10 protein-coding genes are annotated in these 17,059 nt (G+C 48.3%); 3 read left to right on the forward strand and 7 right to left on the reverse strand.

The genetic code is table 11. The features are described 5' to 3' along the window. Positions 1–716: 716 nt before the first annotated feature. The 7 genes from I6E49_RS01795 to I6E49_RS14395 form a co-directional block, all read right to left on the reverse strand. A complete protein-coding gene (locus tag I6E49_RS01795) occupies positions 717–1,208 on the reverse strand; it encodes a CYTH domain-containing protein (RefSeq protein WP_235400121.1) in 492 nt (163 codons plus the stop codon). Positions 1,209–1,232: 24 nt separating this feature from the next. Next, positions 1,233–1,373, reverse strand: a complete 141-nt coding sequence (locus tag I6E49_RS01800; RefSeq protein ID WP_235400122.1) for a hypothetical protein — start codon at positions 1,371–1,373, stop codon at positions 1,233–1,235. A 194-nt stretch (positions 1,374–1,567) separates the two neighbouring features. After that, positions 1,568–2,686 (reverse strand): peptide chain release factor 2, encoded by a 1,119-nt coding sequence (prfB, locus tag I6E49_RS01805; protein ID WP_235400123.1) that lies wholly within the window; start codon positions 2,684–2,686, stop codon positions 1,568–1,570. A 217-nt stretch (positions 2,687–2,903) separates the two neighbouring features. Then, positions 2,904–4,712, reverse strand: coding sequence for an AMP-dependent synthetase/ligase (locus tag I6E49_RS01810; protein ID WP_235400124.1), 1,809 nt, complete (start codon positions 4,710–4,712; stop codon positions 2,904–2,906). Positions 4,713–5,339: 627 nt separating this feature from the next. Next, positions 5,340–6,956, reverse strand: coding sequence for a RagB/SusD family nutrient uptake outer membrane protein (locus tag I6E49_RS01815; protein WP_235400125.1), 1,617 nt, complete (start codon positions 6,954–6,956; stop codon positions 5,340–5,342). A gap of 28 nt (positions 6,957–6,984) precedes the next feature. Continuing rightward, on the reverse strand, positions 6,985–10,131 hold the full coding sequence (locus tag I6E49_RS01820; RefSeq protein ID WP_235400126.1) for a SusC/RagA family TonB-linked outer membrane protein: 3,147 nt from the start codon (positions 10,129–10,131) through the stop codon (positions 6,985–6,987). A gap of 211 nt (positions 10,132–10,342) precedes the next feature. After that, on the reverse strand, positions 10,343–10,477 hold the full coding sequence (locus I6E49_RS14395) for a hypothetical protein (RefSeq protein WP_262911497.1): 135 nt from the start codon (positions 10,475–10,477) through the stop codon (positions 10,343–10,345). A gap of 382 nt (positions 10,478–10,859) precedes the next feature. Here I6E49_RS14395 and I6E49_RS01825 point away from each other — a divergent pair, with 382 nt between their 5' ends. The 3 genes from I6E49_RS01825 (at position 10,860) to I6E49_RS01835 (ending at position 17,039) form a co-directional block, all read left to right on the forward strand. Continuing rightward, positions 10,860–11,825 (forward strand): tyrosine-type recombinase/integrase, encoded by a 966-nt coding sequence (locus I6E49_RS01825; RefSeq protein WP_235400127.1) that lies wholly within the window; start codon positions 10,860–10,862, stop codon positions 11,823–11,825. Between the two features lie 128 nt (positions 11,826–11,953). Beyond that, on the forward strand, positions 11,954–13,393 hold the full coding sequence (locus I6E49_RS01830; protein WP_235400128.1) for an AAA family ATPase: 1,440 nt from the start codon (positions 11,954–11,956) through the stop codon (positions 13,391–13,393). Between the two features lie 667 nt (positions 13,394–14,060). Then, entirely contained in the window at positions 14,061–17,039 is a 2,979-nt protein-coding gene (locus I6E49_RS01835; protein WP_235400129.1) for a SusC/RagA family TonB-linked outer membrane protein, read from the forward strand. Positions 17,040–17,059: the final 20 nt, after the last annotated feature.

Raw genomic sequence — 17,059 nt, forward strand, 5'->3', positions numbered from 1 at the left:
ACTTGCATGTGTTAAGCCTGTAGCTAGCGTTCATCCTGAGCCAGGATCAAACTCTACATTGTAAAATATCTTTTACTAGGCAAATTCCTTGGTGCCAAGCCTTACTGGGCCGTCTGGGCCTTTCTAAGCCTTGGCGGAATATTGCTTATTGTTTGTATCTGTTTCAGAACGAGCTTCCAAATTAGAGTTTAAAGTCAAACAAACTTGACGGTTCGTTTTTCTTCTACCCAAGAACGAATTTCTTCATTCTCGCTTCTTGTACTACTTTATCTGTCTTATGTAAATCTTTTCAAAGAACTCTTTCTTAATGCAATCTTAACACGAACTCATCTCGTTTTGCTTGAGGTTTCGTTCGTTCTCGAAAGCGGATGCAAAGGTATGGCTTTTTCCCGTATCTCCAAAACTTTTGCCAATAAAATGCTTAATTTTATCAATATTTTAACAGTTGCTTACAATTCATGGTGTTTTGAGAGTGTCTACACATTATATTATATATAAGGCGGAGGGAATGGCGGAGGGGACGGATTGTGCCTGTTGTGGAAAAGGAGTCCTTTTGGAGTGCAAAAGGATTACATTTGGAAGGCAAAAGGACTCCTTTTGCATGGTAAAAGGGGTACATTTGAAGTGCAAAAGGGGTCCTTTTGGAAAATGTTAAGTGTTAAGTGATAAATATTAAGTGACAAGTGATGGATGTTGAGTGTTATGTTTTGGGGATTCTACTCTTGTTCTTTCCAGCGAGAATAGGGATTCTGGAGGAGTTGGGAGTTGTAGTAACGGCGGTCGCCTGTCACTTCCTGACCTATGAAGTCGGGTTTGCTGAAGGGTTCGTCTTCTGATTTCAGTTCTACTTCGGCTACCACCAGTCCGGCGTTATCGCCATAGAACTCATCCACCTCGAACGTATGCTGTCCGTCGGGACTCTTCACCAGCCAGCGACGTTTGTCTATCACGCCACCCCGACACAATTCGAAGAGATGCTGCGCTTCGTCGTTACTGATTTCTTTTTCAAACTCATAGCGTGACAATCCGGCACGGTCGCTATGGCTCTTGATAGTGAGCCACGAGCGGTCGTCGCGGGTACGCACGCGCACTGTAGCCGACTCGCATGGCATATAGCCTTGCTTGATATGACTTGAAGAAAAGGCGGCTTCCTTCCAGGAGCCGCCTTTGCGTATAAGGAACTTGCGTTCTATTTCCAGTCCACTCATTGTTGTACGAATAGTGTGTTGACGTTAAGCGTTCATCGTGGTCCAGATCATGAATGCCACGGCCAATATGATGAATGCCCAAAGGATGTATTCCACTACTTTCTTGCCTTTACGCTCCTGTTCTTTGGCGTAACGCTGTTTTCTGATTTTACTGTTCTGGCTCATAGTAATATAAATTTTGAATTTTGATTTTTGAATTTTGAGTTATTCTCGGCTTCGCCTGCGATTGTGAGTTTGGAATTTTGAGTTTTTCGTTTTGACTTTTGAATTATTGTCCAACCAAATCAAAATTGAACAACTCACAATCGGCATAGCCGACCAATTCAAAACTCAAAACTCAAAATTCAAAACTCCTCAGGCTACGCTTCGACCACTGGGAATTCCATGAGGTATGCTTTTATGAATCCGTCTATCTTTCCGTCCATCACCCCATCGACGTCGGTGGTCTGATAGTTGGTGCGATGGTCCTTGACGCGGCGGTCGTCGAAGACGTATGAGCGTATCTGACTGCCCCACTCTATCTTCTTCTTGCCTGCCTCGATCTTGGCTTGCGCTTCCAGACGTTTCTTCATGGCACGGTCGTAGAGTTGCGACTTGAGCAATCGCATTGCGTTGTTTCGGTTTTCGAGCTGTTTGCGGCTTTCGGTATTCTCGATGAGGATTTCTTCCTCCTCACCGGTGTCGGGGTCGGTATACTGATAGCGCAATCGCACGCCCGTCTCCACCTTATTTACGTTCTGGCCTCCTGCTCCGCCCGAACGGAAGAGGTCCCAGCTCACTTTAGAGGGGTCGACATACACCTCGATGGTGTCGTCGACGAGCGGCGAAACGAATACCGAAGCGAAGGATGTCATGCGCTTGCCCTGGGCATTGAATGGCGAGACGCGTACCAGACGGTGCACGCCGTTCTCGCTTTTGAGGTAGCCGTAGGCGTACTCGCCGCCTTCTATCTCCATTGTCACGCTCTTGATTCCAGCCTCATCGCCCTCCTGGAGGTTGCTTATGGTCACCTTGTAGCCGTGAGCCTCAGCCCAACGCATGTACATACGCATGAGCATCTGTGCCCAGTCCTGGCTCTCGGTGCCGCCAGCACCTGAGTTTATCTTCATCACACAGTCCATAGGGTCTTCCTTCTGGCGCAGCATATTCATCAGTTCGAGGTCTTCTATCGCCTTGATAGCGTTGGCGTAGTCGGCGTCAACTTCCTCTTCGGTCACGAGATCCTCCTTGTGGTAGTCGAAGGCGAGCTGCGTTTCGTCGGCAAGACGTCGCACCTGCTCATATCCCTTAATCCACTTTTCGAGTCCCTTCACCTTCTTCATCTGCTCCTCTGCACGCTTAGGATCGTCCCAAAAGTCGGGAGCCTGAGTGCGCAGCTGCTCTTCTTCATATTCTACTTTCTTCTGGTCTATGTTGAGATAATGGTTGAGCGCATCAGCACGCTCAAGCAAATCCTTCAGTTGGTCGGATGTTATCATTTATGAGTTTTGAATTTTGAGTTTTGAATTTTGAATTGTTGCCTTGCGGCAATTTTGAATTTTGAATTTTGAGTTTTGAATTATTCTCGGCTTACGCCTGCGATTGTGAATTTATGAATTTTGACTTTTGAGTTGAACAATTCAAAATTGAACAATTCCTAATCGGCGTAGCCGACCAATTCAAAACTCAAAATTCAAGACTCAAAATTCGCTATACTCATTCTTCGTACATTTTATCTACCACTTCCTTGAAGTTCTTGTAAATCACCGGTCGGCGTATCTTGAGCGTGTTTGTAAGCTCGCCCGACTCCATAGAGAAGTGGTGGGCGATGAGCGTAAATCGCTTTATCTGCTCGTAATGCGCCAACTGCTGCTGCAGTGTCTGTATGCGGTCCATCATCATCTTGTGCACCTTGGCGTTGGCACAAAGGTCCTCGCGGCTCTCGAATGCTATGCCGTGATCCTTGGCCCATTCCTCTACGAGGCGGAACTCGGGCACGATGAGTGCCGACACGAACTTGCGCTCGTTGGCTATCACTATCACCTGATCGATGAACTTGTCAACAAGCAGCAGCGACTCTATCATCTGCGGAGCGATATACTTGCCGTTGGATGTCTTGAAGAGGTCCTTGATGCGGTCGGTAAGGAACAGCTCACCGTTCTTCATGTATCCGGCATCGCCTGTGCGGAAGAACCCGTCTTCGGTGAAGGCTTCCTGATTGGCAGCCTCACGCTTGTAGTAGCCCGGCGTGATAGTGGGACCCTTGAGCAATATCTCGTCGTTGTCGCCTATCTTCACCTGCAATCCGTTGATAGGACGACCTACCGAACCGATGGTGAACTGCATGTCCTCGCGGTCGCAACTTACGGTGGCAAGACTCTCTGTAAGTCCGTAGCCCACTATCATATTAATGCCTACCGAATGGACGAAGCGCTCTACTGCGGGCGAGACCGTAGCGCCTGCCGTGGGGAACAGATGGGCGTTCTCCAATCCTATCTGCTTGCGCACCAGACGCAGAATCATCTTGTCGAAGAGCTTGTATTCCATGGCCAGCAACGGCGACGGACGCTTGCAGCGGCTCTTGCAGTCGATGTTGTATCGGCGGCCTACCTCAAGGGCGTGACGGAAGAGGCGCTGCTTGGCAACGCTCGAACGGTCGATCTTGTCAAGCACAGCCTGGTAAACCTTCTCCCAGAATCGTGGCACACTCGACATGCATGTAGGATGCGTCTCGCGCATTGACTGCTGGATGTCGTGCGGATTGGTATTGATGATGATGTGGCATCCTTCGGAGAATGCGAGGTAAGACCATCCGCGCTCGAAGATGTGGGTAATGGGCAGGAACTGGATGACGCGGTCGCTCTCCTTGAGAGGCACCACCTCGTCGTTGGCCTTCAATGCTGCCTCATACTGTCCGTATGTGAGCATTACGCCCTTCGACTCGCCCGTTGTGCCCGACGTGTACAGTATGTTGCAGAGGTCGTCGTTGTTGGCCTGTGCGTATAGCTGCTCCACCTCACTCTGCCGTGGCAGTCCATCGCCGAGCTTCAGGAAGTCGTCAAAGTAGAGTGCGGCAGGGTCGTGAGTGGAAATGCGTACCGAGCGGTCGAATATGATGATGCGCTCGAGCGTGTTGCAAAGGGCGAATATACGGTGCGCCTTGTCATACTGCTCCTGCTCGCCTACGAAGAGGAAGCGTATGCCGGCATCGTTTATCATGTATTGTATCTGCTGTTCGGAAGCCGTGGCATAGAACGGTATGGAGATTGTACGCACGCCATAGGCTCCAAAGTCGGTGATGAGATACTGTATGGTGTTCTGCGAGAACACGCCGATAGTGTCCTGCGGCTTGATGCCGAGGTTGAGCAGAGCGTTGGATGCTTGCTTCACCAGCTGGGCGAAACGATTGTAGCTCATCTGCTTCCATACAGTGCCTCCAAAGTCCTTGTAGGTGAAGGCTGCACGGTCGCCATACTTCTCAGCCAGCTTCAGGGCGAGAACAGAAAGATGACATCTTGTTTGCATAATCTTAGGTTTTTAATGCGGCGGATTGACTTTACCACATATATGAATATGCAAAAATACGCTAAAAAAGGCGAAAGGCAAAACAATTAACGAAAAAAAGATGATTGTTTTTATTTTCAACGCCAACTGCGGAAGTGAAATCGCGCCAACTACGGAAATGAAATCGCGCCAACTGCGGAAATAAAATCGTGCCAACTGAGGAAATAAGGCGATGCCAAGCCCTTTCGTTTCTCATGATTCTTACTGCCGTAGGCGACTTTGCCTACCAACGCAAGGACGGTGTGTATGTAGTACTAATAAATACACTACATCACACGTATATTTTATGTGCGTTCTGATGACAAGTACTATGCAATACGATAGAATGTACCTTTACAATCGTTACACTAATGCCCAGGTCGTGACATAAAGAAACGTTGCGTGTCTTGAAATGATCGTATCATGCCTTGAAATGATCGTATCATGCCATGATACGAAGGTTTTTACCGGATAATAGCCGAGCACTTGGGGCGAAGTTGTCGTCATGCGAAATTATGACAAAACAATAACAAACAAAAGAAAGCGTATATCCCGTCCACGCTGTGGACGGGATATACGCTTTCTTTATGTTATGTTCAGTCTATTATTTTAGTTCTGATCGTCAGGTGTCAGAGCCTTGTTGTTCTCAATCTCTGAGATAGGAATCTGATAACGGAAGTTGCGAGACTCCTGATCGAGCTTCAGACGAGCAGTTGCCAAGTGGTTGTTGTGCGGGTCGGTAGAAGTGCGGTCAAGCGTGATGTTAAGACGACGGTTGTCAAGGAACTCGATACCCTCACCCCAGAACTCTACACGCTTCTGGAAGTTAATCTCCTCAATGAGGTCGGCCTTGGTGTTGCCCTTAGCGTAGGTGTAGCTGGGCTGACGTGTCTTCATGAACTCCTCAAGAGCAGTCTTTGCACCTGCAAGGTCGCCCTTATGAGCCAGAATCTCAGCCTTCATGAGGTAAGCCTCCTCCGAACGGAGATAGATGTAGTCGCCAAGTTCCCAACCTGGAGCGCCATTGCCCTGAGCGATGCTCTTGGCGTTAGCAATGACAGCGTCACGGCCAGAACCGATGAACTTAACAGCCTGATACTCACAAGCTGCAGGAGCCATAACGTCGCGCTTCAAGGTGAGACGACCACCCTTGTAATCAATACCTGTAGAACGGTCGCAGCAGAACCACTTCAGACGCAAGTCGTCGTCAGCAATCTTGTCTACAAACGGACCATAGGCAGCACGCCATACGCCGATACCTGCATATCCTTTACTGTAGCTGTCCATCTGCGAGAACCACGACATGTATAGAGTAGTATTGTCGGCAGTGATGTCGCATCCATACACTACGTCAGGAAGATTGATATCGCTGAATCCCTGAAGAATCTGATCCTCGCCCTTCAGAACGGGGAAGTTGTCGACTATCACCTGTGCATAGGTCAGAGCCTGATCCCAATCGTGAGTAATCATGTATGCACGTGCGAGGTAAGTTGCAGCAACGCATCCGTCGAAATCGGTAGGATCTGTTGTCTTCTGCATGCCGATTTTATTGAAGATGTCGTATGCAGTGCCGAGGTCGCCCTTAATCTGATCCATAACCTGCTTGACAGTGCTCAGAGGCTGGTCGCCCTCAGTATTCTCTGTTACGATAGGTACACACTTCGACTCTGAGAAGTCGTAGTGCTGACCCTTGCCCCACTTGGTGTCGTCGCATCCTACATAGTAGCTCTGCTGATAGAGATAAGAGAGCTGCAGGTAGGCATAGCCACGCATGCCGAGAGCTATGGCACGATACTTCAAGACTGCCTCATCGGTAGTTTCCGGATCGATGGTCTTGAGAATCTGGTTGGCATTGTCAATGCAACGATAATACTCACGCCAACGGTTGGCAGTAGCAGTATAGTTCTGTGCCCAATAGTCGCAAAGATAGTGATAAAGACTCATAGCGAATCGGCCGGTCATAACCATATCGTTGCCCATAAGCGATGTAAGATAGTCGAAACTCTTCTGGCCGAAGTAGTTGTGATTCATGTTACTATACACGTAACTCTGCATATCGCTGTACATACCAGCTACTGCTGACGAGAACACCTTGTCAGGATTCTCTTTGGCAAGTTCTGTGCGACGGTCTTCCGTCAGATATGTGTTCTGCTCGGCATCGTCGATACAGGAGGTGAAGAGTGGAAGTGACGCAAGTGCCAGCAAAAATATTTTTCCTTTTTTCATTGTTTTCCTGTTTTAAAATTTGATGAACTTAGAATGTGATGTTGATACCGCCGGTGATTGTGCGCATTGGTGAATAGCCACCATAGCTGCTGTTGCCGCCACTCATTGAAACGCGCGGGTCGAAGCCCTGACGCTTAGAGAAGAGAGCCAAGTTGTCACCTGTTGCGAACACGCGGATAGAACCGATACCCCAACGCTTCATCAAGCTTGACGGCAATGTGTAGCCGAGCGTAATGTTGCGGATGCTGAAGTAAGATGCACTGATAAGGTGGGCATCTGATGTCTGGGTGTATGAGTTAGACGAGTTGTTGGCGTTCCAGATAGGATACTTACCCTTGCTTGTCTCCGGATTCCATGTATCCCACATATCTCTGTTGTGGCCTACGTAGTACGAAACGCTCATACCGCTGAGGTACTGTGAGTCGTATGCCCATCCGCCAAGCTGGAATGCAGTAGCGATGTTCACGTCGAAGCCCTTGTATGAGAATGAAGTGTTCAAACCACCGTTGAAGTCGGGCAGAGCCTGCTTGCCAAGCCAGTACTTTGTAGCCTCGGTATATTGGCCTGTAGTAGTCTGGCCGGTAACGTTGCCTTGCTCATCCTTCTCGTCGGTATACCATGTCGGGTTGCCCTTCTCGTCCATGCCAGCATACTTGTATGTGAAGTACTCGTAGCGGCTCTTACCCTCCATGAGCTTGAATGCACCGCTTACGATACCGTCCTCACGGTTCTCCTCAGGCAGTGTAAGCACCTTGTTAGAATAGTGTGAACCAAGCAATGTAACGGTCCACTTCATATCCTTGTTCTTGATGATGTCGGCGTTCAGTTCAAACTCGATACCGTTGTTGCGCATTGCACCGATATTCTCCCAGTTGTAAGGACGGCCACTTGATGTTGCCAAAGGACGCTTGAACAGCATGTCGTCAGTACGACGTGTGAAGAAGTCGATGTTACCGTAGATACGGTCGAGGAAACGGAAGTCAAGACCGAGGTCGAATGTCTTCTGAGTCTCCCAAGAGAGGTCCTTGTTGCCATAGAAAGCTACTGCGTAGCCAAGCTTTGAACCGTCCCATGTCACATCATACATGTCTACATACGGAGTGTAGCCATAAAAATAACCCGGAAGGATAGCCTCGTTACCCTGTGTACCGTAAGATGCACGGAGCTTCAGGTCGTTGAGCCATGACTTGGTGCTCTCCATAAACTTCTCTGACGAGATACGCCATCCGGCACCTACCGACCAGAAGTTGCCCCAACGGTCGAGGAAGCGTGATGTACCGTCGCGACGGAACGCAGCCGAGAGGTAGTACTTGTGAGCATAGTTGTAGTCAGCCATTGCGAAGTAGCCCTCGATGTTGTGAGTTACAGAGTTGCTCGTCAGTGACTGAATCTGACCACCATTGTAGAGTTCAGAGTTATACGGATCGAAGAAGTTTGTCTTCTGTCCTTCCAGATAAGTTGTCTTGTATGTATAGTACTCATGGCCAAGCTTGGCAGAGAAGTTGTGATCCTCGTCGAACACATTCTCATAAGAGAGAATCTGGTTGAAGTTGCTTGTCATATCTGTACCACTTGCACGTGTGCCACGACCATTGAACGAAGCACCGTCGCCGATGGTAGGAGTCATGAAGCTGTTGCTTGTTACATTGGTGAAGTCGTAAGCATAGTTGGTCACGAACTTGAAGTTGAGCGGCAACTTCACCTCGATGAACGAACGTGTAGAGATGTTGTTGTAGATATTCTCGTTGATATCCTCGTTCATTGAGCATATGATGTTCTGGTTCTGAGCTGTAGGACGCGATTCTGTGCCGTCAGTCTGGCCTGTACCGGCATCATAAATCGGTTTGCCATTCTCATCGCGTTTCATGTTGCCCTGAGCGTCATAGGCATGTACCGGAAAGATAGGAGCCCAACCGCGAGCTGTCTCAAACGGGTTAGAAGCCGTACCCGAACGCTCCTGTACACCATTGCTCTTGGTGTGCGAGTAAGCGATGTTGGTACCTACCTTAAGCCATGACTTCAGCTGTGAGCTGACATTGGCACGCATTGTATAGCGCTCGTATGAAGAACCGATAACGTACGACTGGTTGTCAAGATAGCCTGCTGACAAATAGAAGTTGGTGCGGTCGTTGCCACCCGATGCAGAGATGGTGTATTCCTGACGGAATGCCGACTTGAACAGTGCATCAGCAAATGAGTCGTTGTAGCGCAACTTGGCATTCTTATTAAATGTACCATCGGTGTTGACGAGATACTCACCCTCTGGAACAATGTAGGCATTGTAGTTGCCCAGTTCGCCGAGCAAGCTGCTACTTGCAGTTTCTGCAGCCTCCGCAAGCGACTTGCCTGCAGCCCACTCTGTGTTGCGGATACCGTACCATGTAAGGCGATAGAACTCACTCTGGTCGGTAGCCATGTCATAGTCCTTGTAGGCACGGTTAGAAACGCCCCATGTGCCACGGAAGTTGATGGCAACCTTCTCCTTGCTGCCCGACTTTGTGGTCACCATAACCACGCCGCCTGCTGCACGCGAACCGTAAAGTGAGTTAGACACAGCGTCCTTAGACACTGAAATCGACTGGATATCCTGAGGGTTGATGTCTGACAATTTGCCGTTGAAAGGCACACCGTCGACTACGATAAGGGCTGCGTTGCTGGCAGACATAGAACCGATACCACGTACATAGATGGCGGCATCGCTACCCGGCTGACCTGAACCACTGAGCACCTGTACACCTGCGACAGCACCCTCAAGAGCACTTGATACAGAAGACGACTGCGCATTGGCAATAATGTTCTTGTTGACGTTTGCCACCGAACCTACAACATCCTGCTTGCGCTTAGTACCATAAGCCACTACTGTCACCTCGCCCAACTGCTCGTTGTCTTCCTCGATGACAATAACAAGATTGGTACGGTTCTTCACCTGTACAGTCTGGGGCTTGTAGCCGATATAAGTGATGTTGAGCTTACTGTTGGCCGGCACCGAGATGGAGAATTGTCCATCGCCAGCGGTAACGGCACCTACATTCGAACCTTCAACCTTAACGGTAGCTCCTATGATAGGATTGCCGTTGGCATCGGTGATTTTGCCCTTCACAGTACGATTCTGTGCCATAGCCATAGAGCTGGCAACGAGCGCTGTACAAAGCGTGAGTGCAATTTTCTTTACCATAAAATCTCTCTCTTTTGGTGAATAATATAATTGTAATTGTTATTATCGAGTCTTAACGTCCGCCACTACCGGCGAAGCTTCTCCGCCTACGGGCGGGAGGTGGTGAATGAGGGCATAAGCTACTACACCTTATTTATATAAGTAACTATTAAGTATTTGTCCTTTTTTATTTTATATATGAGTTCATTTCCATAGGAGGATGTGTCAAAAGTCAAACAAAGCGGGCTGAAAGCCCCAAAAGCACATAGCCCAAGGCAGCGTCTTGGGTGTACGAATTGAAAATATCAAAACGCCCTGCAAGGGCAAAAGCATTGATAATTAACGCTTTTGCCCTTGCAGGGCGCATCGGTATTTGTGATACTTTTACCCAGGGCGGTGCCCTGGGCTATGTGCTTCTGCCCCTTTCGGGGCGTGCTGCTTTGACTTTTGACACCCTCCTATGAATGTCATTGGGCTTTCAGCCCGCATTGTTTGAGTTTTGACACACTCTCCTATTATATATGTAAAGATAATTTTGAACTGTTACTTATCAATATAGGTGGCAGTACCAGCCAGTATAAACTCCAGTACCAGTTATATGAAACTCCAGTACCAGCTGTATGAAAATCCAGTACCAGTTATGCTATACTGAAAACGGTACTGAGAAACTGCCGTTGCAAGTATTGCTTGTATTGATTATTATAGTAAATTGGGGATCGTATTGTCTAACCTCTTAATGCTTTAATGTTATGGTATACTTCAGAATTGAAATGGGATTGGGAAAAGATCCGAAAGAAAACAAACGTAGCGTTACAACTGCAAAGCGGTTGAACGGAATGAGTTTTGCCAAGGCTGAGGCAGAACGTATTGACCAAGAGCAACGCCACAAGACCGCCTACAACTATCTTACAGCCGTACGCTCGCTCACGCAATTCATCGGCAACGACAAATGGAGTTTTGCCGACATCACGACCTCTATGCTTGAGCGCTATCAACGATGGCTTTGCAACCGAGGAATACGGCTCAATACCGTGTCGGTATATATGCGTACGCTGCGGGCCTTGTACAACCGGGCGGTGGAAAATAATGCCGACAGTCCGTTCTCAGCTGTGTTCACGGGGCACGAACAGACAGCCAAACGAAGCGTCACCGAATCAGAGATACGCCAATTGCTTGCATTACGGCTCGACAGCCAACCGCATCTTGCCTTGGCTCGCGACCTTTTCGTGTTCAGCTTTATGGCTATGGGAATGCCGTTTGTAGACATAGCCTACCTGAAATGGCACCAGATAAACGACGGCGTGATGCACTACGCACGCCACAAGACTGGGCATAAAGTGTGCGTGAACGTCGAACCATGTATGGCTGAAATCATCAATCGCCACGCCATAACGGGCAGTGAATACGTGTTTCCGTTGCTTGCAGGCACCACAGCCGACAATGTTCACCCGACTTATCTCAAACGGCTGCGCTCGTACAATTATGCCCTACGCCGCCTCTCGTCACTCATCAACACCAGCCGTACGCTCTCGTCGTATGTGGCACGCCATTCATGGGCAAGCCTTGCCTACCGCTCCGGACTCGACATTTCGCAAATAGCCAAGGCTATGGGTCACACCAAACTGTCCACCACCTTAATATATATACGCGCATTGTTCGACCCTTCGCTTGCCGAAGCCAACAAAAAGATGATGCAGGCATTAGGTGTAATGTGACGACAACGAATCCGATAACTTGCCAAAATCATGATTTTTTATAAGTTTTGGCAAGTTATCCAAACCGATAACTTGCCAAAACCGTATTTTTTTTGTAATTTTGGCAAGTTATCAATAATAAATGGCATATGGACAAGTTAATCGGAAGGCATAAAGAACAGTCGATACTGAAGAACTGTCTTGAATCGGGACGTTCGGAGTTTGTTGTAATATACGGTCGTCGCCGTATAGGCAAGACTTTTCTTGTGCGTCGTTTCTTCAACGACACTTACGACTTTTCGTTTGTAGGCAAGCATGATATGCCACGCGAACAGCAACTTGCCGATTTCGCAAAGACATTGCAACGTTACTCTTCATCAGAATTTACTCCAGAACTGAAGAATTGGACACAGGCTTTTGACGGTCTTGCCAAACTGCTTGAAGCAAAAGACACGAGCAGAAAGAAAGTGATTTTCTTCGACGAAATGCCGTGGATGGACACTCCAAAGTCGGATTTCGTGTCGTCATTGGAGAACTTTTGGAACGGATGGGCAGCAATGCGCGATGACATCGTGTTTGTAGCTTGCGGCTCAGCCACATCGTGGATGATTGACAGTCTGCTCCATAATCAGGGTGGACTCTTCAATCGTATCACGCGCAAGATATATCTACGTCCGTTCCGCCTATATGAAGTGGAGCAGTATATGGACGAACACCACTTCAATTGGAGTCGATATCAGATTGCACAATGCTACATGATATTGGGAGGTGTGCCTTTCTATCTGACACTTCTCAATCCGCACATGTCGTTATTGTCTAACATCGACGAGCTGTTCTTTGCTGACAGCCACGCCATGCTCCGTACGGAACACAACGAACTCTACGCTACACTCTTCAAGCGTCCCGACAATTATCTTACGGTAATTCGTCTGCTCACACAACGAAAGGAAGGATATACACGCAAGGAAATTTCAGAAAATACGGGGTTGGGTGGAGCTACGCTCACGAAGGTACTTTCTGATTTGGAGCAATGCGATTTTGTGCTGCCATACGCACGCTACGGCAATAAGCGCAACAATACAATCTACCGCATTAAAGACTTCTACACTCTGTTCTTCTATAAATATATACAAGGTGTAGACACGAAAGACCCGCACCGCTGGACCCATCTGTCTTCAAGTCAGCAAGTGGTGAGTTGGCAAGGATTCAGTTTCGAATTGTTGTGTCTGATGCATCTTGACGAGATAAAGCAGGCTCTTGGCATCGACCGAATACTCAACGATTCAAGCGCATGGCGTAGCCGACAAGGCGGACATGGCACACAGATTGACCTTGTGATAGAGCGTGCCGACCGGAATATAAACATCTGTGAAATGAAATTTTCCGGTACACCTTATATAATAAGCGCCGACTACGAACGTCGCTTACGTGAGCGTATGGCTATTTTCCGTGCCGAGACGGCTACACGTTGCAGTACACGCATGACAATAGTTACTACATACGGGGTTTTACCTGGAAAACATTCGGCAATTGTTGATGATGAGGTTACTCTCGACAATTTGTTCACCGTGACCGACGACACTAAATAGACAACGCAAAAACCGGAAATTACAAAAAAGACAATAATATTCTTTATTTTACAATAAACGCAGCGTGTTTTTGCTTTCATATTGCAAAATAACGCTGTGTTTCTTTTATTTTTGTCATCTTTTAAATTTACAAATATTAATTGTTGGAATGTAAACAAAATATATAAACAATTCATTTGTTTGCATTTTTATGCGACTTTTCTGCATAATTATACCTTTCATATGTAAATATGTCCATACACGAACATTGCAAAAACTAAGGTACAATAGGCGTTTTATTGACTTATGTAATAAAAATGCAATATTTGCGAACATTTTGTATCAAAATATTTGGAGCTATGACAAATAATAACTATTTTTGCAAATGAATTGAAATATTTAGAAATATTAAAACATTCATTGTGGGTTTATGCCTACACAAAAACAAAAGTAATTAAGCAATTACTTCGACAACGATAGGCCGACAATTACATATTGTCTATACCTATTATATATATGCAACAACAACACATCAAGCGTTGCAACATACATCTCTAAAGAACCTCCCGCCCGTAGGCGGAGAAGCTGACACCATTTACAGACACAGTAAGAAGGTGAAGGCGACACAAACACAGTAAAAAGAAGGAAACAATTATATTATATTATTCACCAAAAGAGAGAGATTTTTATGGAAAAAAGATTCATGACTTTTGTAGCCTGCCTTTTCCTGAGCATAGGAATGGCACTGGCTCAATCTCGCATTTCCGGTAAGGTCACCTCAGCCGAAGACGGGCACCCCGTTGTTGGTGCCACAATTAAGGTAGTGGGCTCGAAGACAGCGAGCGCCATAACCGACGTCGACGGCAACTTCTCGATCAGCGTTCCTGCAGGTTCGCGTCTTGAAGTGACCTACATCGGTATGGTTCCTAAGACTGTCAAGGCTTCAAGCAATATGAGCATTGAGCTTAATGCCGACAGCCATGCACTTGACGACGTAATCGTAGTAGGTTATGGTACTACACGCCGTGAAGCCAAGACCGGTTCTATTACATCGGTAAGCTCAAAGGAGCTGGCCGACGTTCCCGCTACATCATTCGACAAGATGCTTGCCGGCAAGATGGCTGGTGTGAGCATCACACAGACAACCGGTCAGCCGGGCTCTAACTCACAGATTCGCATTCGTGGTATCAGCTCTATCTCAGCCGGCAACGAACCATTGTACGTTGTCGACGGACTGCCTATAACATCAGGCGACGACGGTGCATTCACCAACAGTAGCAACGCCCTGTCGGCTATCAACCCTGACGACATCGAAAGCATCACAGTATTGAAGGATGCCGCTGCCGCTTCGGTTTACGGTTCGCGTGCTGCCAACGGTGTTATTCTTATTACAACCAAGAGCGGCAAGGAGGGCAAGAGCCACCTTACGGCACGTGCCAAGTTCGGTATCTCACAACTTGCCAACGACAACAACTACGGAGTGATGAACGCCCAGCAGCTTCTTGAATATGAGCGCACAGCCATTCGCAATGCAGGTATGGATCCGGACAATCCCGCCAACCCGGCAAACGCTTATCGCCCGATGTCTATTCTGCAGGGCCCGCTCTACAACTGGATGGACGCCGTGACACGCAACGGCAAGATGCAGGACTACGAACTGACACTCTCGGGTGGCTCGGCTCGCACCAAGTACTACAACTCATTGAACTATCAGAAGACCGAAGGTGTATTCCCGGGCTTCGAATTCAGCCGTATCAACTTCCGTGTCAATGCCGACCACGAGATCAACCGATTCCTCAAGACCGGTGCGCGCATCAATGCCGGCTATTCGTACAGCGAGGACGTACCTACACAGAATTTCTATTATTCAAACCCAATCTTTACGGGTATGACTTTAGAACCGTGGCAAAAGCCCTTCAACGAGGACGGAACACCCAACGTAAATCTTCCGACCAACAGCAACACCAACCCGCTTGCCACTGCCATGTACGACGACCAGTGGAGCAAGCGCTATGCTTTCAACGGTAGCGTATATCTTGAGTGGAAGCCTATCAAGCAACTTACATTCAAGACTACTGACGGTGCCGAACTGTCGTTCATCAACGGCCGCCGCTACTGGAGCCCCCTTGCTCACACCGACCAGAAAGGTACGGGTACGCTGCAGACCGACCAGATGATTTATCGTTCGTTCACTACATCTAACACAGCCACCTATCAGGACCAGCTGGGCAAGCACTATCTGCGCGTATTGCTGGGTCAGGAGGCCAACTACAGCGACTCTGAGGAGAACTACGAAAGATCGCAGGGACTCGACCCGCAGATACCTTACCACGTTAGCGGCAACTCTACCAACGACATTGCCTATGGTATCGGCACTGTGACTATGATGTCATGGTTTGGCATTGCCGACTACAACTTCGACAACCGCTACTTCATCCAGGCATCACTTCGTTCGGACGGCAGCTCAATATTCGGCAAGAACAGCCGCTGGGGTACATTCTGGTCGGTAGGAACATCATGGAACATCCACAACGAGAAGTTCATGGAGTCTGCCAAGGATTGGTTGCAGGTGCTCAAGTTGCGCGCCAGCTACGGTATCAACGGTAACGACAATATCTCAAATTACCTCTCATACGGCACCTACACACAGTCGGTGTACAACGGCATCACTGGACTTCGTCCTGACAAACCAGCCAACCCCGACCTTTCATGGGAGAAGAACAAGGCGTTCAACGTAGGTATCGACTTCCACGTACTGAAGCGTCTCTCGGGTAGCATCGACTTCTATACACGTAAGACTTCCGACATGCTTCTTGCCAAGTCGCAGTCGTCAACATCAGGCTTCAACTCGATGACTACCAACATCGGTTCGCTGCGCAATACCGGTGTAGAATTCCAGCTCAACGCCAGCATCATCGACTCGAAGGACTGGAAGTGGGACATGGGATTCAACATCTCGCACAACCAGTCGAAAGTGCTTGAGCTTGCAGGTGAGGACTACCTCACATACGGCGACGGATTTATCCGCCACTTCGTAGGCGAGAAGCTCTATACATTCTATCTGCGCGACTATTACGGAGTCAACCCGGTTAACGGCGAGGCTTTGTGGCGCACCGAGGACGGCTCACTCTCAAACAACGTAAGCAACGCACGCTACGTGAAGTGCGGCAGTCCGGAGCCTACATACGCCGGCGGTATCAACACCACTGTATCATGGCGCAACCTCACGCTGAGCGTAGTCACAGAATTCAAGGGTGGCAACAAGGTTCTTATCGCCGACAACAACTTCGTCAACAGCGACGGCTCACGTGTCAACATGAACCAGTCAGTCACAGCACTCAACTACTGGAAGAAGCCGGGCGACACAGGATGCAACCCGAAGCCTATATACAACAACTCTACCAGCTCAAGTTCGACAAGCTCGACACGTTACCTTGAGAAGGGCGACTACTTCCGCATCAAGGACGTGACACTCTCGTACAGCTTCGACCGCTCGCTGCTCAGCAAGATTGGTCTGCAGGGAGCACGCGTCTACACCAGTGCCCTCAACCTCTACACATTCCACAATGTGAACTTCTGGGATCCGGAGCGTGGCGTTGACGGACTCGGCAAAGGTATCTATCCTGTCACAAAGACCTTCATGGTAGGTCTTGACATCACCCTGTAATGTTACAGACAGAAAATAAT

The sequence above is a fragment of the Leyella stercorea genome, assembly GCF_021531655.1.

Coding starts and splice junctions, on each gene's coding strand:
- I6E49_RS01795 (WP_235400121.1), bottom strand. CDS start 1,208: ATGAGTGGACTGGAAATAGAACGCAAGTTCCTTATACGCAAAGGCGGC.
- I6E49_RS01800 (WP_235400122.1), bottom strand. CDS start 1,373: ATGAGCCAGAACAGTAAAATCAGAAAACAGCGTTACGCCAAAGAACAG.
- prfB (WP_235400123.1), bottom strand. CDS start 2,686: ATGATAACATCCGACCAACTGAAGGATTTGCTTGAGCGTGCTGATGCG.
- I6E49_RS01810 (WP_235400124.1), bottom strand. CDS start 4,712: ATGCAAACAAGATGTCATCTTTCTGTTCTCGCCCTGAAGCTGGCTGAG.
- I6E49_RS01815 (WP_235400125.1), bottom strand. CDS start 6,956: ATGAAAAAAGGAAAAATATTTTTGCTGGCACTTGCGTCACTTCCACTC.
- I6E49_RS01820 (WP_235400126.1), bottom strand. CDS start 10,131: ATGGTAAAGAAAATTGCACTCACGCTTTGTACAGCGCTCGTTGCCAGC.
- I6E49_RS14395 (WP_262911497.1), bottom strand. CDS start 10,477: ATGCGCCCTGCAAGGGCAAAAGCGTTAATTATCAATGCTTTTGCCCTT.
- I6E49_RS01825 (WP_235400127.1), top strand. CDS start 10,860: ATGGTATACTTCAGAATTGAAATGGGATTGGGAAAAGATCCGAAAGAA.
- I6E49_RS01830 (WP_235400128.1), top strand. CDS start 11,954: ATGGACAAGTTAATCGGAAGGCATAAAGAACAGTCGATACTGAAGAAC.
- I6E49_RS01835 (WP_235400129.1), top strand. CDS start 14,061: ATGGAAAAAAGATTCATGACTTTTGTAGCCTGCCTTTTCCTGAGCATA.